Source organism: Actinokineospora lacus, assembly GCF_053813445.1.
The window spans coordinates 240,341-263,178 of sequence record NZ_JBQERA010000002.1; the positions used below are offsets into that span (position 1 = coordinate 240,341).

Sequence of the window (22,838 nt, forward strand, 5' to 3'; positions counted from 1 at the left end):
CGAGTCCCCTTTATGCGCGGTGGCCGATGACCAGGTGCTTGTCGCGCGTGGAGCGGCGCACGGCGCAGTCGGTGAAGCCCGCGCCCTCCAGCAGGGCGATGTACTCGGCGGGCGTGCGGTGGCGGCCCTGGGTCTCCAGGTGCATCGACAGGTTCATGACCGCGGTGGCCAGCGGGCCGCGGCGGTCGTCGTCGAAGAGCCGCTCCATGATCATGACCCGGCCGCCCGGCGCGCATGCCTTGTGCGCCTTGCGGAGCAGGTCGAGTGACATCTCGTCGGTCCAGTCGGAGAGGATGTAGCCGAAGGCGACGCACTCGGCGGGCGGCAGCTCGTCGCGGAAGAAGTCGCCGGGGACGAAGCGCAGGCGGTCGCCGAGGCCGAAGCGCTCGCGGTTCGCGACGAGGTGCTTCTCGACCTGCGGGAGGTCGAAGACGGTCGCGGTCAGCCCGGGGTGCTCGGTGAGGGCGGCGACGCTGAACGGGCCGCTGGCGCCGCCCACGTCGAGCAGCGTGCCGACGGCGCCGAGGTCGGCCAGGGCCACCAGCTCCCGGGAGACGTCGTGGCTCAGCGACCACATGGCCGCCAGGAACTCCCCGACCGCCTCGTCGTTGTCGTAGATCTCGGCGAAGGGCGCCGGACGCGTGGCGTCGGTGGTTTCCTTGCCCTGGAGCAGGTAGTCCGACAGCAGCGGCATTCGCTCGGCGGTGCCGTTGACCACGTGGTCGACGAAACCCAGGCGGTAGCGGGGGTCGCGCTCGTCCACATAGGGCTTGACCTCGTCGGGGAGGGCGTACTTCTCGCCGTCCTTGGTGACGATCTCCAGCGCGTCGAGCAGGGTCAGCAGCCGGGTCAGGGTCTCGGCGTCGCGGTCGAGCGCCGCGGCGAGCTCGGCGGGCTCGGCGGGCCCGTGCTCGGCGAGGCGGCGGAACACACCGTGGCGGTCGGCCAGGTGCAGCGCGTGCGTGGCGTAGAGCCCGTGCACTGCGCGCTCAAGGTGGTCCGGGATCATCTCGACACCTCACCAGGTTTCGGTTCTTCGGCCGGGTCATTAACCCACTTCAGGGCGTGCTGACGCAGGTGCCGTTTCCGGAACCGGCAGTGTTTCAGCCACTGCGGCGCAGTCCGGACGGGACGCGCGCGGGCAGCCCGGTCACCGGCGAGACGCGCTCGGCACGGCGGATCTCCTTGATCCCGTCGATCAGGGTCAGCACGGCGCGCACGCTGGGCAGGATCATCGCGCCCTCCCTGGTCAGCCGGGCGCCCGCGGGGTCGCGGGTGAACAGCTTGGTGCCGAGCGTCTGCTCAAGACACTTGATCTGGTAGCTGATCGCGGGCTGGGAATAGCCCAGCTCCTTGGCGGCCATGTCCATCCGGCCGATCTCGGCGATCGAGACGAACGCCCTGAACTCACGCTCGTGCATGTGGTCCACCCCCGTCGTGGCGCCAGCTGATGGTCCACACCGGACTGGTGCCCGCAGGTTGGCGGCGGGGCTGGCAGTATTGATTGTCTGCCGCTTCAGGCATTCACGGCAATCGGTCGGGGTAGCGCTTCCTGCGTGCCCTTGTCATGGCTCTCAGGTGTGGTATTGGCCCTCGGTGTCCGCTCGAAGGATGAGGTCACGGCCCCGGAAGCGCGGCGGGAATGATGGTGCGGACAGGACCATCGCCTGTTCACCCCGGACAGCGACTGCCCGATCGCCGGTTCAGCCGACCTGGGACAGGCGGGGGCCCGGGGCGGTCAGGGCGGGGTCGGACATCAGGATGGAGCGCTGCAGGGAGCGCAGGGCGGGGGAGGGCTCCAGGCCGAGGTCGCGGACCTGGCCCGCGCGCAGGCGCTGGTAGACGGCCAGGGCCTCGCCCTGGCGGCCCGAGCGGTACAGGGCGAGCATGAACTGGGCGTGCAGGCCCTCGTGGCGGGCGTTGCGGGCGACCAGTGCGGTCAGCTCGCTGATCAGCTCGTGGTGGCGGCCCAGGCGCAGGTCGGCCTCGATGCGGCGCTCGAGGATGCTCAGGCGGGACTCGTCCAGGCGGCGGGCCTCGACCTCCAGGACCGGTCCGACGGCGACGTCGACCAGGGCGGGGCCGCGCCAGAGGCTGAGGGCCTCGGAGAACAGGGTGGCGGCCAGGACGGCGTCGCCCTGCTCCAGCGCGCGGTGGCCCGAGGTGCCGATGCGTTCGAACTCGACGATGTCGGCCGGGCCGCCCTCGGTGTCGAGCAGGTATCCGCCGGGGACGGTGACCAGGACCTGCTTGGGCTCGCGGCCGGTGGCGGCGATGAGGTTGCGCAGGTGCAGCACGTAGGTCTGCAGGGTGGTGCTGGCGCTGCGCGGCAGGCGTTCGCCCCACAGTTCCTCCAGGAGCGCCGAGACCGGCACCACCTGGTTGGCGTGGACGGCGAGCATCGCGAGCAGCTTGCGGGGCTTGGCGGCGGTCGGGGTGACCGAGTGCGCGCCCTCCCGGACCGCAAGCGGTCCCAGTACCTGGATGTCCACGTTCTCTCCTTCGGCGTTGACTGACAGTTGCCATCAAATGGATGCCGCTGACTCCCGTCAACGCGGACTGCCGCTTGTGACAAGCGATCGTCGCAGCTCGACACCGGTTCGGCGGTCGGTCGAGGACCGCTCGACAGCGCTCGGCGGCGGGGCGATCCGCGGATAACGTCACGAGCACGCCGAGGACTAGGGGCACGTTATGGACTACAAGGACGCGGACCGCGCCGATTTGCGCGTGATCTCCGGGGACAACGTCCGGGTGCTGGCCGACGGTCGGCGTCCCAGCTACCACCCGACCGCGCGGGAGGTCGGCCGGGCGGAGACGTTCGTGTTCGTGGTCGGACCGGATGTGGTCGCCCGCAGTGGGATTCGGACACTGGTCGACGGCCAGTCCGGACTCACCGTGGTCGGCGACAGCGGGCCGGGCCGCGAGCTGCCCGCCACCATCGCGGTGCTGCGGCCCGACGTGCTGCTCCTGCACGCCGCGCGCCACCGCGACGACACGACCCGGCTGGCCCGTGCCGCGCCGGGGGTGCGGCTGGTGATCATCGGGTCCGACTCCATCGGCGAGCACGTGCTGATGGAGGACGGCGTGGCCGCGCTGCTGCCCAGCTCGGCCACCCCGGAGCAGGTCGTGGCCGCGGTGCGGATGGCCGCGGCCGGGTATGTCCTTATTGGAGAGTCACTCCGCGCGGCGATCGGCGGTGTGGTCAAGCAGAGCGTCGAGGAAGACGAGCGCAGGCAGACCACCGCCGGGCTCACCGAGCGCGAGTGCGAGGTGCTCGTCCTCATGGCGAAGGGCATGTCCAACGCCGAGATCGCCATGGCGCTCACCGTTTCCGAGCACACCGTCAAGTCCCATGTGCAGAAGCTGCTGGCCAAGCTGCGGCTGCGCAACCGGGTCGAGGCGGTCATCTTCGCCTTCGAGTCGGGCCTTCGGGACCGGCGCACCGCCTGAATGTCCATTCGATAACGTAAGGGGAAAGCCGTGGGCGACCTGTCCGATGTCGGCAAGGAGCTTTACCTGGACCTCCTCAAGAAGGTCCTGACCAACGTGATCTACGAGGACCCGGCGATCCCGAACATGCTGTTCGAGAACGCCGAGTTCATCAAGGACGCCCGGGTCGCGGGCGTGGACTGGCCCAGCGTCGCGCACACGATGGTCGGCATGGCCCGGCTGGACAACGTGCAGAAGCTGCTGGAGCGGGTCATCGAGGAGAAGGTCCCCGGCGACTTCATCGAGACCGGCGTGTGGCGCGGCGGGGTGTGCATCTTCGCCCGCGGCATCTTCAAGGCGTACGGGGTGGACGACCGCAAGGTCTGGGTCGCCGACTCCTTCGAGGGCATCCCGACGGTGGACGACTCGTCGCACCCGCTGGACAAGGACCTCAACCTGCACGAGGCCAACGACGTGCTGGGCGTGTCCGAGGAGATCGTCCGCGACAACTTCCGCCACTATGACCTGCTCGACGACCAGGTCGGCTTCCTGCCGGGCTGGTTCAAGGACTCCCTGCCCGGCGCCCCCATCGAGACGCTGTCCGTGATGCGCCTCGACGGCGACCTCTACGAGTCCACGATGGACGCGCTGGTCAACCTGTACCCGAAGCTGTCGGTCGGCGGCTACGTCATCATCGACGACTACCTGATCCCGGCGTGCAAGGAGGCCGTCCACGACTTCCGCCGCGAGCACGACCTGGAGGGCGACCCGATCGAGCAGATCGACCACTGGAGCGTGTACTGGCGCCGGTCGAGCTGACGGCTCGGGAAAGGAGGCCCCGCCACCCGGCGGGGCCTCCTTCGCGTTTCGGCCACTGGGGCAGGCGGCCAGATGTCGAGGCAGTCAGACACCGTGACAGGCGAACATCGTGATAGGCGGCCAGACTGCTTGACTGGCGGGCGAACCGGGTGACTGGCGGGCGGACGCCGAAAAGCCGCGCAGCGGTGTCCCGGCTGCGCGGCGCTCTCGACGAGTTCGGTCTAGCTGACGGGCGCGGCGACCTTCCCGTGGATCTTCTCCAGCACCGCGACGGCGTTGGCGGTGCCGTCCTCGGTGCGCATCCCGGCGCCCGCGCGCCGCGCGGCGGCGGTCATCGACGGGTCGGTGCAGGCTGCCTGGATGGCCTCCCGCAGGGCGCCGGACTCCAGGGTGTCCATCCACAGTGGAGCGGGAGCGGCGCCGAGGGCGTGCAGGTTCTTGCTCCACATCATCTGCTCGTGGTGGAACACGCACGCCACCTGGGGCAGGCCCGCGGCGAGGGCGTAGTTGATGGTGCCCGTCCCACCGGCGTGCACGACCGCGCGGACCTGCGGGAACAGCCAGTCGTAGGGGGCCTGGTCGATGACGTGGACGTTGTCGGGGACGTCGGTCAGCTCCAGGCCGCCCCAGCCGGTGCCGATGACGGCGCGGGTGTCGCCGATGGCCTCAAGGACGACGCGGCCGGTCTCGGCCGGGTCCTTGCCGACGATGCTGCCGAAGCCGACGAACACCGGCGCCTCGCCCGCGGCGAGGAAGTCGACCAGGGCGGCGGGCGGGGTGTAGTCGGCGGCGGGCAGGAACCAGAAGCCGGTGGTGTGGATGTGCGGGCCCCAGGACGGGGCGGGCTCGACCACGTGGCGGCTGAAGGACTGCAGGACCTGGGTGGGGGCCCCGTCGGGCAGCGTCAGGCGGTCGAAGCGGCGCTTGCGGGGAGCCAGGCCGAGAAGCTCGGTGCGCCAGGCGTCGATGCGCTTCTTCTCCGAGACCATGAACCGCATCGGCCAGTGCGACAGGCGGTTCAGCACGCGCGGGAGCTTCTTGCCCGGCGGGACCAGCATGCTCGGGTACTCCCACGACGGCACCGACTGCGGGTACTGCACCGCCAGCACCGACGGGATGCCCAGCGCCTCGGCGACGTGGTTGGCGTGGGTGAACCAGGTGTCCTGGTACACGATGACGTCCGCGCCACCGGCCGCGGCGTTCCACTGGTCCTCAAGGAGAACAGGGACCAGGCGCAGCACCTCGGCCTTGTACCACTCGAAGATTTCCTTCTGGCGCTCGGTGCGCTTCTTCTGGTCGCCGTGGTACAGCTCGCGGACATCGGGGTTGTCGGTCATCAGCGACAGCCACTGCTCGTCGCGGGGGACGAACTCCAGGCCGTACTCGGCGGCGAAGTCGGCGTAGCGGGCGGGGGCGGCCAGCACCGCCTGGTGCCCGGCCTGGACCAGGGCGTGGCCGAGTGCGACGGAGGGCTGCACGTCGCCGCGGGTGCCGTATGCGTAGATGAGGACCTTCACCGTGTCTCCCGGTGTGCGTGCGGCTGATTCGCCTTGAACGCTAACGCCGCGCGCCACCGGGAGAGCCGGTGTATCAAAGACTTCGCAGCCGGTGGTGCCAGAGGGCCAGCTCGGCGATGATCCCGCCCGCCATCAGCCACGGGCCGTACAGCGCGAAGATCCAGGCGTTGAAGCTCATCACTCCGATGAGGACGGTCAGGAGGCCGCCGAGCACCAGCACCCCGGCCATGACCCGCGCCGCGCGCCGGAACGCGGGCGACGACGCGCCGTTGAGCAGCGACCAGAAGACCGCCAGGCCGAGCAGGGCCGCCACCGCGATGGCGAGGAACACCGGGCGCAGCTGGGCCAGGAACTCCTCCTGGTTGTCCGGCTCGGCCAGCCCGACCCGCTGGCCGAGCGTGCCGCCCAGGCCCCACAGCAGGTGCGCGCCCGCGGTCACCAGTCCCCACGCCAGCACCGCGTAGGCGGGCCACCCGCGCGCGACGGTCCACGCGGGCGGCGGCAGGTCGCCCGCCGCCCGCAGCGCGCGGCGGGTCTGCAGCGCGGCGAGCAGGTACAGCACGCCGATGCCGAAGAACCACGGCTCGTTGACCATCAGGTTGATCCGGTCGTACTCCCGCACGTACGCGGTCATCTCCGCGGCCGAGACCCCCGGCGGCGGCGCCTCGACCGGCCCGCCGAAGACCCGCGTCAGACCGCGCGCGCTCCAGATCACCGCGTGTCCGATGCCGACGACCGCGCCCAGGTACGCCGCGCCCAGGCGCAGCCGGGCCGGGAAGATCCGGCCCCACGGGCGCACGAGGCTCAGCGCGGTCAGCGCGGCGCCGATGAGCACCAGGCAGACGCCGAACTCGATGACGCGCCCGGTTTCGAGGTCGCGCACCACCTCCGGCGGGTTGGGCAGCGGCCACGAGCTGCCGGTGATCGCGGCGTGCAGGTGGATGCCCAGGTAGGGCAGCACCCACAGGGCGGCGGCATAGGCGGCCCACGAGCGCGGCGCTGTCGGCTGGTCGAGCACGGTCGGCCCGGCGGCCGGCTGGGACATCACGTCACCTTTCGGAAACACAGTGTGGCACTCCGTAAGCTAGCGGACGGCGAACTCGGACAGCAGCGGTGACGCGGAAGTCCGGTCGTGCCCTGAGACACACGGGTCCTTGTCGACGTAGCGCTTGAGGTACGCCGCGCCGTCGGTGCCACCGGAGCCCTCGATGTCGGCGAGGTACTTGCGGCCGAAGCCGTAGTGGCGTCCGCGCCAGGTCAGCAGGATGCGCTCCACCTCGGCGAACTCGGCGAGGAACTCCACGTCGCCGCGGGCGAGCAGCACGTCGCGCAGGGACTGGTGCTCGCGCAGCGCCGGGTCGTTGAGCACGCGCAGGTGCGCGAAGCGCTCGTAGGTCTCGGCCTTGCGCTCGTCGTAGCCGTAGACCACCAGCTCCATGAGGTGGTAGTTCAGCGACTGCACCGCGCTGGCCGCGCCGGTCGCGTCCCGGAAGCCCATGAACAGCTCCGGGGTCAGCGTCTTGAGCATGTGGAAGGTGTCGGTGAGCAGGTTCGCCGTCGTGGTGAGCTGCCCGAGCCGGAACAGCACCTCGTCGCGGTCGTCGCCGATGATCTCCACCAGCCGCCGCGCGATCCAGCGGACCAGGAAGAACACCAGCTCGCAGACGTGCACCGAGCGCAGGAAGACGTGCTCGTCGTGCTTGTCGGAGTACGGGAACGCCGTGCAGCGGGTCAGCACCCCGGTCCGCCACCGCAGCTCCTCGCTGCCCTCGGCGTGGCGGACGACGTCCTCGCCGGTGGTGGCGAAGTCGATCGGCAGCGCGCGCACCGCCGAGGTGAGCGGGGCCAGCCTGCGCAGCCGCTCGACGATGTGCTCGGGCACCACGACCGGGCCGCGCGCGGCGCGCTCCTCGGTGGCCTTGAGGTCGCCGAGGGTGGCGTGCAGCGCCAGCACGGACCCGCCGACGGGGTCGTGGCCGAACTCCTCCAGGAACCACGAGTACACGTGCAGGCCCGTGTACCGGTAGTACTCCGGGATGTCGGCGCCGCTGAAGGGTCTGGTCAGCAGGCGCAGGAGCACGTCGTCGGGGGCCGCCTGCTCGTGCGTGGCGGCCAGCTCGGCGCGCTGCGCCTCGGTCAGCGCGACCTGGCCGCGGGCGGCGCGCAGCGCGACGACGGCCTCGCACGCGTCGGGGAGCGCCAGTCGGGACACCGTGCGTTCCATTCTCCCGCCCTTTCCAATTCCGTTGACTGCTTTCTACGGAAATGGAACCGATGGTCGGGCCGCCCGGACAACGGCACATTGAAAGGCCGGATACCGCAGGTGGCGGCCTACCCGGTCGCTTGTGCCGCGGTCATGGTGCCCCACCTGGTGATTCGCTGGGTTGAGAGCCGCTGGAGGACGGCTGGAACGCGGATTGGCCGCGTATTCAAGAATATGAATCGCGCTGCCGACCCCGGGAATTCCCGGCTAGCGTTCCGACACGACCACCAGGCCAGCACCCGACGAAAGAGGTAGCGCGATGGCCGACTCGACCCAGACCCAGAGAATGCGCCCCGGCGGGTGGGTGCTCATCGGCCTCGGCGCCGTCGCGCTGGCCGCCGCCGTCGTCCTCGCCCTGATCTCCCCCGCGCCGGACCTGTGGGTCTACACCCTCGGGGCGCAGGCGTGGCTCGACGGCCTCCCGCTGTACTCCCCGACCCCGCCGATCCTGGCCGAGCTGGGCCTGCCCTTCACCTACCCGCCGTTCGCCGCCGTGGTGTTCGCCGCGCTGGCGGTCATCCCGATCAAGGCAGCCGCGGGCCTGCTCGCCGTGCTCGGCCTCGGCGCGCTGGCCTACACCTGCCTGATCTTCGCCCGCGGCGTCCACGGCCGCGGCCCGAAGGCGCTCGCGCTGGCCGTCATCGTGGCGGGGGCGGGCGCGCTGCTGTTCGACCCGCTGCGCACGACGCTGATGGCGGGCCAGGTCAACCTGATCATCATGGGCCTCATCGCCGCGGACCTGCTGGCGCCGCGGCCGAAGTGGCTGCCGCGCGGCGTGCTCGTCGGCCTGGCCGCGGCGATCAAGCTGACGCCGCTGGTGTTCCTGCTGTTCTTCGTCCCGACCCGGCAGTGGCGCGCGGCGGGCACCGTCGTCGCCTCGTTCGTCGGGTTCAGCGCGCTGGCCGGGTTCGTCCTGCCGCGCGACAGCGGCGACTACTGGCTCAACCACCTGTTCTCCGCGGGCGGCATCGGCCCCGAGACCTGGCCGGTGAACCAGTCGCTGCGCTCGATGCTGCACCGCTTCGGGCTCGACGGCGCCGTCCACACCGTGGCGTGGGTCCTGCTCGGCGCGGCGGTCGTGGCCGCGGCCTGGGTGGCGGTGCGGCGGCTGCGGGCCGCTGACCACGACGCGGTGGCGCTGCTGGTGGTGGCGGCCGCCGGGGTGCTGGTCTCGCCGGTGTCGTGGACCCACCACTACGTGTGGATCGCGCCCGCCGCGGTGCTGATGGCCTCCTACGCCCGCAAGCGCGCGCACGTGCCGACCTACATCGGCGTGGCGGTGGTCTTCGCCGTGTTCGTGGTGGGCATGGCCTACAACATGACACTGAGCGGCGACATGGGTACCGAGTGGACGGTCCTGGACCACCTGCTCGGCGACAGCTACCTGTGGGTCGTCCTCGCGTTCCTCGTCGGCGCGGCCGCGCACCGGCCGTTCGTGCCGACACCGTCGCTGCTGGAGCGGCCCGAGGTCGAGCGCACCCCGGTTCCCACCCCCTGAACCGGCGCGCCCCATGAGCGGTCCTCCTCGGCTCCGGCCGAGGGGGGCCGCTGTGGCGTCAGCGGGGAGGCGGGTCGCCGAGCAGCGCGGTCAATTCCCCGCCCGCGCCCAGTGCGCGGTCGCAGAGGGCGGCCAGCGCGCTGTTCGGCCTGGCCCTGCCGTTCTCGACTTTGCTGAGGTAACCCTTGGTGAAGTACACGGCGGCGCCGAGGGCGGCCAGTGACATTCCCCGGGACTGGCGGAGCTTGCGCAGTTCGGTTCCGAATTCCATCAGTGGTCCCCGATGTGTTCGAGAAATGATGCTCCGGCCGCCGAATCGTGATTCGGCGGCCGGCGCGGTGGTTGGGTGGGCATTCCTTAGCCCAGCAGCACGCTGAGCAGCCCGGTCAGGACGATGATGATGTGGGTGTGCATGGTGATCCGCTCCAGTCGAGGCAGTGGACCGTGGCGATCGAGCGGGGGTCGGAAGGCAGGTCGGAGCCGGTTTCGGCGGTGGCCTGGTGTCCGACGAACAGGCCGGCGGTGAAGCCGACGAGCAGCATCCAGAATCCGATTCGCACCGCTAACGACACCGTGAACAAAACCTTCACCGTGACTCCCGTTGACTGGTCGATTTCGATTCGCCGCGAGTCCGTTTGTGGCGATCTGCCGGGGGATTCCCGACACCACAAGAATGGAACGCGCAGCGATTCCGCGGCAGGGGTTTCCCGTTGTCACTGCCGGCGGAAACGGGGAAACCGGCACTGAGCTGCGGCGGTGCGGAAACCGTGCCCCGGGTGCCGGCGATACACTCCCCGGCACCGGTTCGAGAGGTGGGCGATGGACGTCGCGGGACTGATCGATGACCTCAAGGCGGTGCGCCGCGGATTGGGGGTGCACGCGCCGGACCTCGCCGCGCGCCTCGGACCGGAGCTGGCGAGGGTGTGCGCGGTGGCGGAGTCCGACGCGCCGGGCACGCGCAGGCACAAGGTCATCGCCACGCTCACCGAGCTGACCGACCGGCTGCCCGCGTCCCCCCGGACCATCGGCCGGATCGCGTTCGGTCTCGACGGTGCGGGCCATGAGCGCTACACCGCCCGGGTCTCGCGCATCGCGGGCCTGATCGACCGCGACACGCGCACCGCCCAGCGCAGGGTCGACGACGTCATCGCCCAGATCGCCGAGTCCGCGACCTCGGCCGTGCCGCGCCAGACCCGCCGCGGCGACCTGGACTGGCACACCACCTCGGTCAAGGTGGTCGTCGCGCTGCACCTGCCGGTCGTCGAGGTGATCGAGGAGCGGCGCGTCATCAGCCACCGGGACGGGCTGTCCGAAGTGGAGCACTCGGTGTCGGTGGCCCCGGCGCCGGGCGCGGTCGGCCCGCCGTCGCTGGCCGACCTCGGCGTGGACCTGCTGCGCGGCGGCGTGCTGCACTCACCCGAGCGGATCACCGCCAGCCGCGTCCGCCTGCGCCTGCGCCTGCCCCGGCCGCTGGGGCAGGGCGACGACCACGAGTTCTCGTTCCGCATCCGCATTCCTCAGGGCTTCGCGCCGTTCTACGTCTGCACACCGATGGCGCCGTGCGAGCGCTTCGAGCTGACCGTCGGCTTCGGCGCCGGGCGGGCCCCTGGGCGCATCTGGCTGATCGAGGACGAGTTCGCCCTGGACGCCGCCGAGGACCGGCCGGGCAGGCCCCTGGTCGCCGCGGACGCCTCCGGCGAGGCGCGCGCGGTCTTCACCGACCTCGCGCCGGACCGCTCCTACGGGCTGGGCTGGGTGCTGTCGTAGGCGGATCATGGCGGGCTGGGCCACGTCGGGCCGGACCACGGCGGGCCGGAGCATGGCGGGCCGGGGCGCGGTGAGCGGGGGCGCGGTCATGGCGCGGGCACGTGCGCGGCGGCGGCCGCCGGGCCGGGGGGGCTTGCCGAGGAGCCCACGGAGGCGGGGTGGGGCGACCACAGGCCCAGGGCGACGACGGCGGCCAGCGCGCCCATGCGGCGGTGTCGGCCCGCCGGGCGGCCGCGGGGGTCGACCGGCGACGGCGGCTCGGGCAGGCGGGGGCCGACCGGCCAGCCCGCGAGGTCGCCGCTGAGGGCGCCGAGGCGCTCGGCCGCCTGGGCGGCGGTGGGCCTGCGCCGGGGGTCCTTGTCCAGCAGCTCGGCGATGGCCGCCCACAGCGGGTCGGGCACGCCGCCGGGGCGCGAGGGCAGCAGGTGGGCGAGGTCGTCGGTGCCGTGCCCGGCCAGGGGCGGGACGCCGCAGCACAGCTCGTAGAGGATCACGCCGAGGCTGTAGAGGTCCGCGGCCGGGCTCACCGGCCCGTCGAGGGGGATCTCCGGGGCGGTGTACTGGGGGGTGTTGAGCAGCACCGCGGCGCGGCCCTGCGCGGCCAGCAGCAGTGGCACCAGGCAGTGTCCGGTCAGGCGCACGCTGTCGCCGTCGACCAGGACGTTCTCCGGTTTGACGGCCAGGTGGGCGAACCGGCGGCGGTGGAGCACGGCCAGCGCGGCGGCGATCCGGGCCCCGGTCCCGGCGACCCCGGCGGGCGGCAGCGGCCCCCCAGCCGCCAGCCGCCCGCGCAGGGAAGCCCCCGGGGCGAGGTCCATCACCAGCCCCACGACGTCGCCGTCGCGGAAGCTGTCCCACACGGCGACCAGGTGCTCGCCGCCGACCCCGTGGACCTCGCCGACCAATTCGCGCAGCCGCCCGGGGGTCTCCGGGCACGCGGCGAGGTCGCCGCGCAGCAGCTTCACCGCGACCCGCGCGGGCACGCCGTCGCCGCGCACGGCGCCGACGACCTCTCCCATCGGTCCCGCGCCCAGCCGCCCGGTCACCCGGTACCGGTTCTGCCACCGCATCGGCTCGTGCCCCGCTTCCCCGCGCCCACTGCGCTGCCGTCCAGCACACCGGGTGGAGGGGGTCGCTGGGAACGACACCACGTGGACAGAAACGTGACAGCCTCGCTCACCGCTCCACGGCGAGGCGGGATCGCTGGGTCACACCGCTAGCAGAACCAGCCGTCCTGCACCCAGCCGCGGCGGTTGACGTGGCCGTAGGCGAAGCCGTAGACCCACTGGCCCTGGATGCGTTCCACCAGGAAGGTCTGCGGGTGGGTGAGGGTGCCCATCCACGCGCCGAGGGGTTCGGTCCGGACGGCGAGGCTCTGGGCGCAGACGGTCTCGCGTTCGCCGACGGTGCCGTTGGCGGCCTGGGCCGGGGTGGCCAGGGCGGCGGTGGTGAGCACCGCGGCGGCGAGGGCGCGGATCACCATGAGCCCCACCCGCCCAGGCACTCGTGGCGCAGGAAGCCCCAGTCGTTGGGGCCGAAGTCGAAGGAGGCGGCCCAGCCGTTGTAGACGGGGTGGGCGCCCCGGGTGTGGCCCACCTTGTCGCCGTAGTACAGGACGCGCTTGAGGCCCACCGGGCCCGAGGCGCTGTCGTAGTTGGCGTAGAAGCTGGCGCTGTGGCAGACGACGATGGCGTGGTCGGGGACGACCGCCGCGCTCGCCGCGGTGGGGACCGCGGCGAGCGCGACGGCGGCGCTGATGAGGAGCGTCCTTCGCATACGCGTTCCTTTCAGGGGTTGCCTGAAATTCACGCTAACCAAGACTTCCTGGTTGTCTAGCAACCAAAAGGAGCTATTGCTCCGCGGCGCTCAGCTTGGCCAGGCGCTGCGGGGTGGGCCAGCGGACGTCGGAGACCCAGCCGAACTTCTCGAAGAACCAGATCGTGCGCGCGGAGATGTCGATCTCGAAGCGGCGCACGCCGTGGCGGGCGCAGGTCGGGTCGGCGTGGTGCAGGTTGTGCCACGCCTCGCCCATCGACAGCACCGCCAGCGGCCAGAAGTTGGTGGCCTTGTCGCGGGACTTGAACGGGCGCTCGCCGACCATGTGGCAGATCGAGTTCACCGACCAGGTCACGTGGTGCAGGAACGACACGCGGACCAGGCCCGCCCAGAAGAACGCGGTGACCGCGCCCCACAGCGACCAGGTCAGCAGGCCGCCCAGCACCGCGGGGGCGAGCAGGGTGACCGCGGTCCAGAGCCCGAACTGCCGGTGCACGCGGACGATGTCCTCGTCGGCGAGCAGGTCGGGGGCGAAGCGCTCCTGGTTGGTCAGGTTGCGGTCGAACACCCAGCCCATGTGCGCGTGCCAGAAGCCCTTGGCCAGGGCGGCGGGGGAGGTGCCGAACGCCCACGGCGAGTGCGGGTCGCCGTCGCGGTCGGAGAAGGCGTGGTGGCGGCGGTGGTCGGCCACCCAGTGCATGACCGGGCCCTGCAGCGCCATGCTGCCCACGATCGCCAGCCCGACCCGCACCGCGCGCGGCGCCTTGAACGCGCCGTGGGTGAAGTAGCGGTGGAAGCCGACGGTGACGCCCAGGCAGGTGAAGGTGTAGAAGAACACGGCCAGGCCGACGTCGACCCAACCGAGGCCCCAGCCCCAGGCGAAGGGCACGGCGGCGATCAGCGCCAGGAACGGGACCAGGATGAACAGGTAGGTCCCGATCTGCGGCCACGTTCCGCGCGGTGCGCCGAAGACCGGCTTCGGACCTGCGTCGGCAGGGGTCGCGGGCGACCCGTCGTCGTCGACGGACAGGGACATGGGGCAGCTCCCGGGGTGAGGCGGAATCGGACGTTCGGGGGCAAGCAAACCAGCCGTGTGGTCCGACTCCAAGTCCTCGGGGCGTTCGGAGCCGTTCCGTCCGCGGCGGTTCATCGGGACGTGAGGCGTAGGTCACTGTTGTACCCGCCACCCGCCCGGGTGAACCTTATGCCGTCGCCGCTCGGGCTCAGGCCGAGTCGCGCTCGACCAGCTCGGTGGGCAGGACGACCGGGTCGCCGGGGGGCTGGCCCCCTATCTGCAGCAGCAGGAGCTCGGTCATGGTGCGGGCCTGGTCGACCACCGGCTGGTGCACGGTGGTCAGCGCGGGCTCGGTGTGCTGGGCCAGCTCGATGTCGTCGTAGCCCACCACCGACACGTCCTCCGGCACCCGCCTGCCCGCGGCGCGCAGGGCGCGCAGGGCGCCGATGGCCATCATGTCGTTGGCGCCGAAGACGGCGTCGATGGTCGGGTCGCGCTCCAGCAGGGCGGCCATGGCGGTCTCCCCGGAGATGCGGGTGAAGTTGCCGAAGGCGACCGGGCCCGCGTCGCGGCCGGCGCGGGACAGGGCGCGGTGGTAGCCGGTGAGGCGGTCGGCCGCGGCGGTCATGTCCGGCGGGCCCGCGATGTGGGCGATGTGCGTGCGGCCCGCGGTCAGCAGGCGCTCGGTGGCCAGCTGGCCCCCGCCGACGTTGTCGCTGTCGACGTAGACCAGGCCCGGGATCGGGCGCTCCGGCCTGCCGCCGACCACCGTCGGCACCCCGGAGCGCACCAGCAGCTGGGGCAGGGGGTCGTCGGCGTGCATGGAGGCCAGCAGCACGCCGTCGACGTGGCCGCTGCGCACGTACTCCCCGACGCGCTGGTGCTCGGCGTCGTTCTGGGCGTTGACCAGCAGCAACTGCACGCCGGTGCCCACCAGCGCCTGGCTGGTGGCGATGATGACCGCCGAGAGGTACGGGTCGGCGAGCACCGTCGCGTCGGCCTCGCGCAGGACGAGGGCCACCGAGTCGGTGCGGCGGGAGGCCAGGCTGCGGGCCGCCCGGTTGGGCACGTAGCCCAGCCGGGCGATGGTGCCCTTGACGAGGTCGCGGGCCTCGGGGGAGACCCGGGGCGATCCGTTGATCACCCGCGACACCGTCGCCCTGGACACCCCCGCCTCAGCGGCGACGGTGTCCAGGGTGGGCTGCCGTTCGGTCGTCATACCGCGTCGATGCCGTTCGCTTTGATCACCTCGCGGTACCAGTGCGCGCTGTCCTTCCAGACGCGCCGCTGGTTCGCATAGTCCACGTGAACGATACCGAAGCGCTTGGCGTAGCCGTAGGACCACTCGAAATTGTCCATCAGCGACCAGACGAAGTACCCGCGCAGGTCGACACCGGCGGCGATCGCGTCGTGCAGGGCGCCGACGTGCTCGCGCAGGTACGCCACGCGCTGGGGGTCGGACACCGTGCCGTCGGGCCCGACCACGTCGGGGAACGCCGCGCCGTTCTCGGTGACCATCATGGGCGGGCCGCCGTACTCGGTGTGCACGCGCACCAGCAGCGCGGTGAGCCCGGCCGGGTCGATCGTCCAGTTCATCTCGGTGACCGGCTCGGCGGTGGGCGCGAACCGGACGTGCTCGCTGCCCGGCCACGGCGACGGCTTGCCGTCCGCGGCGCCGAACCCCTCCACGCGCGCGGTGGCGTAGTAGTTGACGCCCAGCACGTCGATCGGCGCGGCGATGGCGGCCTCGTCGCCCTCCCGCACGAACGTCCAGTCGGTCACCGACATGGTGTCCAGCATCAGGTCGTCGGGGTAGCCCCCGCGCAGCAGCGGGTCGAAGAAGATCCGGTTGCCGACCGCGTCGATGCGCCGCGCCGCCTCGACCGCGTCGGGGGAGTCCGACGCCGCGGAGACCGCGTGCGGGTTCAGCGCCACCGACACCTGCGCGTCCGAGGGGAGCGCCGCGCGCAGCGCCGAGACGCCCCAGCCGTGCGCCAGCAGCAGGTGGTGCGCCGAGCGCAGCGCCGCCTCGCCGTCGGTGCGGCCGGGCGCGTGCAGCCCGCTGCCGTAGCCGAGGAACGCCGAGCACCACGGCTCGTTCAGCGTCGTCCACAGTGGAACGCGGTCGCCGAGGCGGTCGGCGACGATGGCCGCGTACTCGGCGAAGCGGGCCGCGGTCTCCCGCGACGTCCAGCCGCCCGCGTCCTCCAGGTCCTGCGGCAGGTCCCAGTGGTAGAGCGTCAGCACGGGCTTGATTCCCCGCCCGAGCAGCTCGTCGACCAGCCGCGAGTAGAAGTCGAGGCCCGCGGCGTTGGCCGGGCCGCTGCCGGATGCCTGGACGCGGGGCCAGGACACCGAGAACCGGTAGGCGTCCAGCCCGATGTCGGCCATGAGCGCCACGTCGGAGCGGACCTGGCGGTAGTGGTCGACGGCCACGTCCCCGGTGTCGCCGTTGTCCACCTTGCCCGGGGTGTGCGAGAAGGTGTCCCAGATGGACCTGCCCCGGCCGTCGGCCGTCGGCGAGCCCTCGATCTGGTAAGCGGCCGTCGCCGCGCCCCAGAGGAACCCCTGCGGAAAGCCCATCCTCATCCCTTCACCGCTCCCTGCATGATTCCTCCGATGATCTGGCGGCCGAGCAGCAGGAACACGATCACCATGGGGAACGTGGCGATCACCGTGCCCGCCAGCACCAGCGAGTAGTCGACCTCGATGCCGCCCGCGGTGTTGGCGATGGCCACCTGCACCGTCGGGTTCTGCGTGTTCAGCAGGATCAGCGGCCAGAACAGGTCGTTCCAGTAGGTGATGAACGTCAGCAGCCCCAGCACGGCCGCCCCCGGCCGGGCCAGGGGGAGCACGACGTTCCAGTAGATGCGCCACGTGCTCGCGCCGTCGAGCCTGCCCGCCTCGATCAGCTCGTGCGAGACCGCGGAGGACAGGTACTGGCGCATGAAGAACACGCCGAACGCGGTCACCAGCGCGGGAACGATCACCCCGCGCAGGTCGTTGGCCCAGCCGAACCACTGCGTGACCATGATATAGAGCGGGATGATCGCCAGCTGCGTCGGCACCAGCATGGTGGCCACCACCGCGCCGAAGAGCGCGTCGCGCCCGCGGAAGCGCAGCTTGGCGAAGGCGAACCCGGCCAGGGTCGAGGTGAGCACGACCGAGACGGTGATGGTGCCCGCGACGATGGTGGAGTTGATCAGCGCCAGCCCGAAGTTGCCCTGTTCGTAGGCCGCGGCGATGTTGTCCCACAGGTTCCCGCCCGGCAGCAGCGGCGGCGGGTAGCTGCCGACCGACTGCTGGTCCCGTGAGGACACCACGATCGACCAGTACAGCGGGAACATCGACACCACGACGATCCCGATGAGCAGCGTGTAGGTGGGCCAGCGCGCGCCCGATGCCTTGCCCGACATGACCCTCCTCACTCCGACGACCTGATGCGTCGCACGATCAGCAGGTTGACCAGCACGATCACCACCGTGATCACGAACAGCGTCCAGGCGATCGCCGCGCCGTAACCGTAGCGGCCGTTCGTCCAGAACTGTTGGTACAGGTAGAGGACGACGGTCTGGAACTGTCTCTCCGACCCGCCGTTGTGGTTGCGGGTCGTGTCGAACAGGAACGGCTCGGCGAACAGCTGCAGGGCGCCCACTGTGGACACGATGACCGTGAAGATGATCGTCGGTCGCAGGCTCGGGATCGTGATGGACCAGAACTGGCGCCACTTGCCCGCGCCATCGATCGACGCGGACTCGTAGAGCTCGTACGGGATGGTCTGCATGGCCGCCAGGTAGATCAGCGCGTTGTACCCGGTCCAGTGCCAGGTCACCATGGCCGAGACGGCGAACCAGCTGGCCACCGTGCTGGAGCGCCAGTCGATCGGGGCCTCGGTGAACGGCGAGAGCAGCCAGTTCAGCAGGCCGAAGTCGCGGGCGAAGATCTGGTTGAAGATCAGCGCGACCGCGGCCACCGACGTCACGTACGGGATCAGCACGCCCATGCGCAGCGCGAGGCGCCCGCGCAGCTTGTAGTTGAGCAGGTGGGCGATGCCCAGGGCGAACAGCAGCTGCGGGACCGTGGCGAACACCCCGATGCCCAGGGTGTTGACCAGCGCGTTCCAGAAGTTGTCGTCACCGAGCAGGGCGCCGTAGTTGTCCAGCCCGACCGAGGTGTCCTCGCTGCCGGGCCGCCGGGTGTTCCACGCGGTGGTGGAGATCACCGCGGTGTAGGCCAGCGGCAGCACGCCGAAGACGCCGAACAGCAGGAAGAACGGCGCGACGTACAGGTAACCGGACCCCTTCAGGTCCCAGCGGTAAAGCCGGGACCGCCACGCCGCCCGCCGGTTGTCGGCGGGCGGCGCTGGTGGTCCCGCGGGCTGTCGCCGGTCGGCGTCCGCCGACAGCCCGCGGTGCTCGGGGTCCGCGTGCGGACTCCTCATCCGGTCCCTGCCGCGGCCTCGATGTCGGTCATGGCCTGGTCCCAAGCCGCGTTGGGGTCCTTGCCCTGCTCGACACTGTTGAGGGCGACACCGAAGGTGCTGCCGATGACGCCGCTCTGCGGGCCCGCGATCTGCACGGGCGCGTTGGCCAGCGATGCCGGGAAGATCGTGCCCGCGGGGGCGTTGTTGAAGAACGGCGCGGTGAAGTCCTTGACCTCCGGCTGCTCCCAGGTGCCGCGCTGGCTCGGGAAGTTGCCGATGGACTTGAACAGCTTGACGGCCTGCTCGGGCGCGGTGAGCCACTTGGCCAGCTCGACCGCGGCGGCGGTGTTCTTGCCCTGGCTGGGAACGGTGAGGTACGAGCCGCCCCAGTTGCCCGAGCCGCCGGGGATCGTGGCGATGTCCCACTTGCCCTCGGTGTCGGCGGCGTTGGACTTGATGTAGCCCATCATCCAGGCCGGGCAGGTCACCGTGGCGAACTGGCCCTGCTGGAAGCCGGTGTTCCACTCGGGGGTGAACTCCGGCAGCGCGGCGGACTGCCCGGCCTTGATCGCCTGGGCGGTCAGGTCCCACGCCGCGCGCACGGCCGGGTTCTGCGCGACGATCAGGTCGCCGTTGGCGTTGTAGAAGGTCTCCTTCTCGTTGCCGAGGACGCCGGTGAAGACGTGGCCGCCCGCGTCGAACCACTTGACGCCCTTGGGCGCCTTGCCGAGGAACTTGTCGCCGGTGGCGACGTAGTCCTGCCACGTCGGCCACAGCTTGGCGACCTCGGCGCGGTCGGTGGGCAGGCCCGCCTTGGCGAAGAGGTCGCTGCGGTAGCACATGGCCAGGCCGCCGATGTCGGTCGGCAGGCCGAGCAGCGCGGCGCCGTCCGGTGTGGACGCCCTGGCGATCGTGGCGTCGGTCCACGCCGAGGTGTCGACGTCGTGGTCCCGGAAGTTGACGAACTTGTCGGTCTGGCCGACGTAGCCCGCGACCTGGCCGACCTCGATCACCTCGAGGTCCGCCGCGCCCGTGCCCGCGGTCAGGCGGGCCTGCAGGTTCTGGTGGTGGGTGCCGAAGTCACCGCGGTTCTCGACGATCTTCACATTGGGGTGCAGCCGCTCGTACTCGTCATAGACCGAGCGGTCCTCCGGCAGCGAGAAGTTGTCGCCGAAGACGTTGACCGTCAGCGTGACGGGGGCGTTCGGGTCCCCTCCAGACTGCTGTTCCCCGCCACTGGAGCACGCCGTGAGAACCAAGCCGCTGATCAGCAGCCCGGCCGCGGCGCGCGTCCGTCGTGCTCTGCGCATTCCGTGCCTCCTGATTTACCGTGAGAGCGGTCTCACGGGCCGTTCTGACAGAATGGGTGCCCGCGGTCCCCGCCGTGGGACCGGCGGCGGGGCCCGCGGGCGGGCTTCATCGGTGGGTCACTCAGTGGCCGAAGGTGAACCAGTTGACGTTGACGAAATCGGCGGGCTGGCCACTGCTGAAAGTCAGGTACACGTCGTGCACGCCCGTCGTCGCGGTGATGTTGGCCGGGATGGTGCGCCAGCTCTGCCAGCCGCCGGTGTTGCCGACGGCGAAGCTGCCGACCGGCGCGCTGGTGCGGCTGCCGAGGCGGACCTCGATCAGGCCGCTGACGCCGCCGCCCGCCCCGGAGGCCACCCTGGCCATGAACTGCCGGGCCGGGGTGGAGCCGAAGTTGATGCCCCGGTACAGGGCCCAGTCACCGCCGGTCGCGTGGCTGACGTTCTGCCCGCCGCCGGAGTCGGTGGTGGTCTCCACGCCGAGGCCGCTCTGCTGTTGGAAGGACTCGGCCTGCAGGGTTGTGTAAGCGCTTCCACCGCCACCTGGGGGGTTCGTCGTGGTGGTGGTGGTCGGCGGGGTGCCGCCGCCGCGCGTCCAGACCGCGACGTAGTCCACGACCATCGGGTGGCCGGGGACCGTGGCGGCGGTCGGGGTCGGGCTGCCCTGGACGCCGTTGGGGAAAGCGCCGCCCATGGCCACGTTGAGCAGGATGAAGTACCCCGCGTGGTTCGTCATGTTGGCCCAGCTGGTCGCGTCCATCTGGTTCTGCGTGACGCGGTGGTACTCCTGGCCGTCGACGTACCAGCGCAGTTGGTTGGGGGAGACGCTGGTGTCCCACTCGAAGCGGTAGGTGTGGAAGGCGGACTGGCAGCTCGCGCCGGGACAGGCGCGGCTGTTGCCCAGGCCGGAGAACTCGTTGCACGGCCCGCCCGGCGCGACGCCGCAGTGCAGCACGGCCCAGACGGAGTTGATCCCGTTGACGTTCTCCATGATGTCGAACTCGCCGATGCCCGGCCAGTTCCAGTAGTTGCCCCGGTACGGCGCGCCGAGTGCCCAGAACGCGGGCCAGTAGCCGAGTGCGGCCTGCCCGGTCACGTTCGGCATCTGGATGCGGCCCTCGATGCGCATCACGCCGTTCTGCGGCGGCCGGAAGTTGGACCGCTGGCTCTCGATGCGTGCCGAGGTCCAGTTGCCCGCCGCGTCGCGGCGCGGGGTGATCCGCAGGTTGCCCGCGCCGTCGAGGCCCAGGTTCTGCGCGCTGTCGGTGTAGTTCTGGATCTCACCGGTACCCCAGTTGGCGGGACCGCCGGGGTAGTTGTGGCCGAGGTCGATGATCCAGTTGGCCGCTGACGGGCGGGAGCCCGCGGAGCCGTTGAAGTCATCGCTCCAGGCCAGTGTCCATCCGCTGGGCGTGGTCGGGACATCGGCCTTGGCGGCCAGGGTCAGCGGGACGGTGACCAGCACAGCGGCGCTCGCGGCGCCGAGGGCCAGTCGCAAGCGCTTGCCCCGCTTGGGAAGCGTGCGTTGCAGGGTGGGCACGGTAGGGGACCTCCTTGTCGACCCGGTCATGCCGTGAAGATCAGTTTGTTGTTGTCAGGAACAAACTGCGAACCATGTAAGCGCTCTCACGGCAGGGTTGTCAATGATCCTGTTCGTAACATTTACGCCCTACTCACGCCCTGTGGTCACTTCATCACCCGGTCGGGATGGCGACTGACCCAGGCGGCCCTGTTCCCCTGCCGCCGCCTGTACCACCCTTGTGATCCACTCGGCGGAAGGAGCCTGATGAGGGCCAGCCAACTCCAGCGCGGCAAGGTGACCGCGGTGTTCCGGGCGATGGACGCCGACGGCGACGGCCTGCTCGACGAATCGGACTTTCGCGCCATCACCGAGCGCTGGTCGTGGCTGCGCGGTGCCGCGGAGGGCAGCGCCGACCACGAGCGGATCAGCGCGATCATGATGGGCTGGTGGGCGGCGCTGGCCACGGTCGCCGACGCCGACGGCGACGGCAAGGTCACCGTGGACGAGGTGCTGGCCGTGGTGGCGCGCCTGCCGGGGATGCTCGACGCCGTGGTCACGACCGCGTCGGCGATGTTCGACGCGGGGGACGCCGACGGGGACGACCTGATCTCCGCGGCGGAGTACCGGAGCCTGATCGAGGCGTGGAACGGGCGCAGCACCGACACCGACGCGGTGTTCGGCATCCTCGACGAGGACGGCGACGGCCTGCTCAGCCGGGCGCAGTTCACGACACTGTGGACGCAGTTCTGGGTGAGCGACGACCCCATCGCGCCGGGGAACTGGGTCTTCGGCAACTTCAGCCTGCCGGAGACCCCTGACGAGACGGGCCTTGACGAGACGGGCCTGACAGGACGGGCCTGACAGGACGGGCCTGACAGGACGGGCCACCTGACAGGACGGGCCCCTCGACGGGACAGGCCACCGCGACACCCCCCGGCGTCGCGGTGGCCCTCTTCTCCCGGTAGGTCTCAGCGACTCCCGTCGATCAGGAACCGGCGGCGGACATCAGAGGCCGGAGCAGGCCGACAGCAGGTCGGCGGCCTGCGAAGTCCGCTGCTGCAACCACTCCACCGGGGTGGCGAAGTCGGCGAGGGTGACGCTCATCAGCGTGTCGGCGACACCGCCGATGGCCTCGGCGACGGTCACGTCCGCGGCCTGGGCGGCCAGGTCGGACAGCTCCCGCGCCGCGCTCTGGCTCTGCTCCACCGCGGCCTGGGGGTCACTGGCGGGGTTGAACTCGACCGCGCTGATGGCCTGCGCGCACACCTGCGCCGTGGTCAGCGCCTGCTCGGCGGCCTGGGCGGTGTTCGCCGCGTCCTGCAGCGCCGAGCAGCCGGTGAGCAGGGCGAAACCGGCCACAACCGCGACCACGGAACCAATTCGACGCATGTGCGCTCTCCTCCGGCCTTGAACGACCGAAGGTCTCCCCACCGCCACACGGCGGCGTCCTGGCCGGACAGGTGTCGACCTGTCGTACTGACGGCCACGGACTGGGCGGGTAC

Annotated in this window: 24 protein-coding genes; 5 read left to right on the forward strand and 19 right to left on the reverse strand. The window is 71.2% G+C overall.

What is annotated here, in order from left to right; genetic code table 11:
* Positions 1–10: 10 nt before the first annotated feature.
* The 3 genes from ACTG9Q_RS05570 to ACTG9Q_RS05580 form a co-directional block, all read right to left on the reverse strand.
* On the reverse strand, positions 11–1,009 hold the full coding sequence (locus tag ACTG9Q_RS05570; protein WP_455571518.1) for a methyltransferase: 999 nt from the start codon (positions 1,007–1,009) through the stop codon (positions 11–13).
* A 94-nt stretch (positions 1,010–1,103) separates the two neighbouring features.
* Positions 1,104–1,421: a LysR family transcriptional regulator gene (locus ACTG9Q_RS05575; protein WP_455571519.1), complete on the reverse strand. Its 318-nt coding sequence runs from the start codon at positions 1,419–1,421 to the stop codon at positions 1,104–1,106.
* 282 nt (positions 1,422–1,703) lie between these two features.
* Positions 1,704–2,492, reverse strand: coding sequence for an AfsR/SARP family transcriptional regulator (locus ACTG9Q_RS05580; RefSeq protein WP_455571520.1), 789 nt, complete (start codon positions 2,490–2,492; stop codon positions 1,704–1,706).
* Positions 2,493–2,691: 199 nt separating this feature from the next.
* Between ACTG9Q_RS05580 and ACTG9Q_RS05585 the strand changes: the two genes are divergently transcribed.
* Positions 2,692–3,450 (forward strand): response regulator transcription factor, encoded by a 759-nt coding sequence (locus tag ACTG9Q_RS05585; RefSeq protein WP_455571521.1) that lies wholly within the window; start codon positions 2,692–2,694, stop codon positions 3,448–3,450.
* A gap of 30 nt (positions 3,451–3,480) precedes the next feature.
* On the forward strand, positions 3,481–4,248 hold the full coding sequence (locus ACTG9Q_RS05590; RefSeq protein ID WP_455571522.1) for a TylF/MycF family methyltransferase: 768 nt from the start codon (positions 3,481–3,483) through the stop codon (positions 4,246–4,248).
* Between the two features lie 221 nt (positions 4,249–4,469).
* On the opposite strand, the gene ACTG9Q_RS05595 is transcribed toward ACTG9Q_RS05590, so the two are convergent.
* The 3 genes from ACTG9Q_RS05595 to ACTG9Q_RS05605 all read right to left on the reverse strand — a co-directional run bounded on the left by ACTG9Q_RS05595 (position 4,470) and on the right by ACTG9Q_RS05605 (position 7,977).
* Positions 4,470–5,765: a glycosyltransferase gene (locus ACTG9Q_RS05595; RefSeq protein ID WP_455571523.1), complete on the reverse strand. Its 1,296-nt coding sequence runs from the start codon at positions 5,763–5,765 to the stop codon at positions 4,470–4,472.
* A gap of 73 nt (positions 5,766–5,838) precedes the next feature.
* Positions 5,839–6,810 carry a hypothetical protein gene (locus ACTG9Q_RS05600; protein WP_455571524.1) on the reverse strand — a complete coding sequence of 324 codons (972 nt, stop codon included), beginning with the start codon at positions 6,808–6,810 and terminating at the stop codon, positions 5,839–5,841.
* A 39-nt stretch (positions 6,811–6,849) separates the two neighbouring features.
* Positions 6,850–7,977, reverse strand: coding sequence for a tryptophan 2,3-dioxygenase family protein (locus ACTG9Q_RS05605; protein WP_455571525.1), 1,128 nt, complete (start codon positions 7,975–7,977; stop codon positions 6,850–6,852).
* Between the two features lie 310 nt (positions 7,978–8,287).
* Between ACTG9Q_RS05605 and ACTG9Q_RS05610 the strand changes: the two genes are divergently transcribed.
* Positions 8,288–9,526 (forward strand): glycosyltransferase family 87 protein, encoded by a 1,239-nt coding sequence (locus tag ACTG9Q_RS05610; protein WP_455571526.1) that lies wholly within the window; start codon positions 8,288–8,290, stop codon positions 9,524–9,526.
* Between the two features lie 58 nt (positions 9,527–9,584).
* Here ACTG9Q_RS05610 and ACTG9Q_RS05615 read toward each other — a convergent pair whose 3' ends face one another.
* Entirely contained in the window at positions 9,585–9,797 is a 213-nt protein-coding gene (locus tag ACTG9Q_RS05615) for a helix-turn-helix domain-containing protein (protein ID WP_455571527.1), read from the reverse strand.
* Positions 9,798–9,912: 115 nt separating this feature from the next.
* Entirely contained in the window at positions 9,913–10,116 is a 204-nt protein-coding gene (locus ACTG9Q_RS05620) for a hypothetical protein (protein WP_455571528.1), read from the reverse strand.
* 229 nt (positions 10,117–10,345) lie between these two features.
* On the opposite strand from ACTG9Q_RS05620, the gene ACTG9Q_RS05625 reads away from it, so the two are divergent.
* Positions 10,346–11,293 carry a hypothetical protein gene (locus ACTG9Q_RS05625; protein WP_455571529.1) on the forward strand — a complete coding sequence of 316 codons (948 nt, stop codon included), beginning with the start codon at positions 10,346–10,348 and terminating at the stop codon, positions 11,291–11,293.
* Positions 11,294–11,379: 86 nt separating this feature from the next.
* Here ACTG9Q_RS05625 and ACTG9Q_RS05630 read toward each other — a convergent pair whose 3' ends face one another.
* The 10 genes from ACTG9Q_RS05630 to ACTG9Q_RS05675 form a co-directional block, all read right to left on the reverse strand.
* Positions 11,380–12,363, reverse strand: coding sequence for a serine/threonine-protein kinase (locus ACTG9Q_RS05630; protein WP_455571530.1), 984 nt, complete (start codon positions 12,361–12,363; stop codon positions 11,380–11,382).
* A gap of 146 nt (positions 12,364–12,509) precedes the next feature.
* Complete coding sequence (locus tag ACTG9Q_RS05635) at positions 12,510–12,776, reverse strand: hypothetical protein (protein WP_455571531.1); 267 nt, start codon at positions 12,774–12,776, stop codon at positions 12,510–12,512.
* Positions 12,770–13,069, reverse strand: coding sequence for a hypothetical protein (locus ACTG9Q_RS05640; protein WP_455571532.1), 300 nt, complete (start codon positions 13,067–13,069; stop codon positions 12,770–12,772). Before ACTG9Q_RS05640 ends, ACTG9Q_RS05635 begins: the two co-directional genes overlap by 7 nt.
* A 73-nt stretch (positions 13,070–13,142) precedes the next feature.
* A complete protein-coding gene (locus ACTG9Q_RS05645) occupies positions 13,143–14,105 on the reverse strand; it encodes an acyl-CoA desaturase (RefSeq protein ID WP_455571533.1) in 963 nt (320 codons plus the stop codon).
* A gap of 187 nt (positions 14,106–14,292) precedes the next feature.
* Positions 14,293–15,303: a LacI family DNA-binding transcriptional regulator gene (locus tag ACTG9Q_RS05650; RefSeq protein ID WP_455571534.1), complete on the reverse strand. Its 1,011-nt coding sequence runs from the start codon at positions 15,301–15,303 to the stop codon at positions 14,293–14,295.
* Positions 15,300–16,667 carry a GH1 family beta-glucosidase gene (locus ACTG9Q_RS05655; protein WP_455571535.1) on the reverse strand — a complete coding sequence of 456 codons (1,368 nt, stop codon included), beginning with the start codon at positions 16,665–16,667 and terminating at the stop codon, positions 15,300–15,302. Before ACTG9Q_RS05655 ends, ACTG9Q_RS05650 begins: the two co-directional genes overlap by 4 nt.
* Positions 16,668–16,669: 2 nt before the next feature.
* Positions 16,670–17,500, reverse strand: coding sequence for a carbohydrate ABC transporter permease (locus tag ACTG9Q_RS05660; RefSeq protein WP_455571536.1), 831 nt, complete (start codon positions 17,498–17,500; stop codon positions 16,670–16,672).
* Between the two features lie 8 nt (positions 17,501–17,508).
* Complete coding sequence (locus tag ACTG9Q_RS05665; protein ID WP_455571537.1) at positions 17,509–18,525, reverse strand: carbohydrate ABC transporter permease; 1,017 nt, start codon at positions 18,523–18,525, stop codon at positions 17,509–17,511.
* Entirely contained in the window at positions 18,522–19,817 is a 1,296-nt protein-coding gene (locus tag ACTG9Q_RS05670) for an ABC transporter substrate-binding protein (RefSeq protein ID WP_455571538.1), read from the reverse strand. The genes ACTG9Q_RS05665 and ACTG9Q_RS05670 overlap by 4 nt, the downstream gene beginning before the upstream one ends.
* Before the next feature lie 121 nt (positions 19,818–19,938).
* Positions 19,939–21,354 carry a glycoside hydrolase family 16 protein gene (locus ACTG9Q_RS05675; RefSeq protein WP_455571539.1) on the reverse strand — a complete coding sequence of 472 codons (1,416 nt, stop codon included), beginning with the start codon at positions 21,352–21,354 and terminating at the stop codon, positions 19,939–19,941.
* A 246-nt stretch (positions 21,355–21,600) separates the two neighbouring features.
* On the opposite strand from ACTG9Q_RS05675, the gene ACTG9Q_RS05680 reads away from it, so the two are divergent.
* Positions 21,601–22,197, forward strand: coding sequence for an EF-hand domain-containing protein (locus ACTG9Q_RS05680; protein WP_455571540.1), 597 nt, complete (start codon positions 21,601–21,603; stop codon positions 22,195–22,197).
* A gap of 144 nt (positions 22,198–22,341) precedes the next feature.
* Here the strand turns inward: ACTG9Q_RS05680 and ACTG9Q_RS05685 are convergent, their stop codons facing one another.
* On the reverse strand, positions 22,342–22,725 hold the full coding sequence (locus ACTG9Q_RS05685; protein ID WP_455571541.1) for a bacteriophage spanin2 family protein: 384 nt from the start codon (positions 22,723–22,725) through the stop codon (positions 22,342–22,344).
* Positions 22,726–22,838 lie beyond the last annotated feature (113 nt).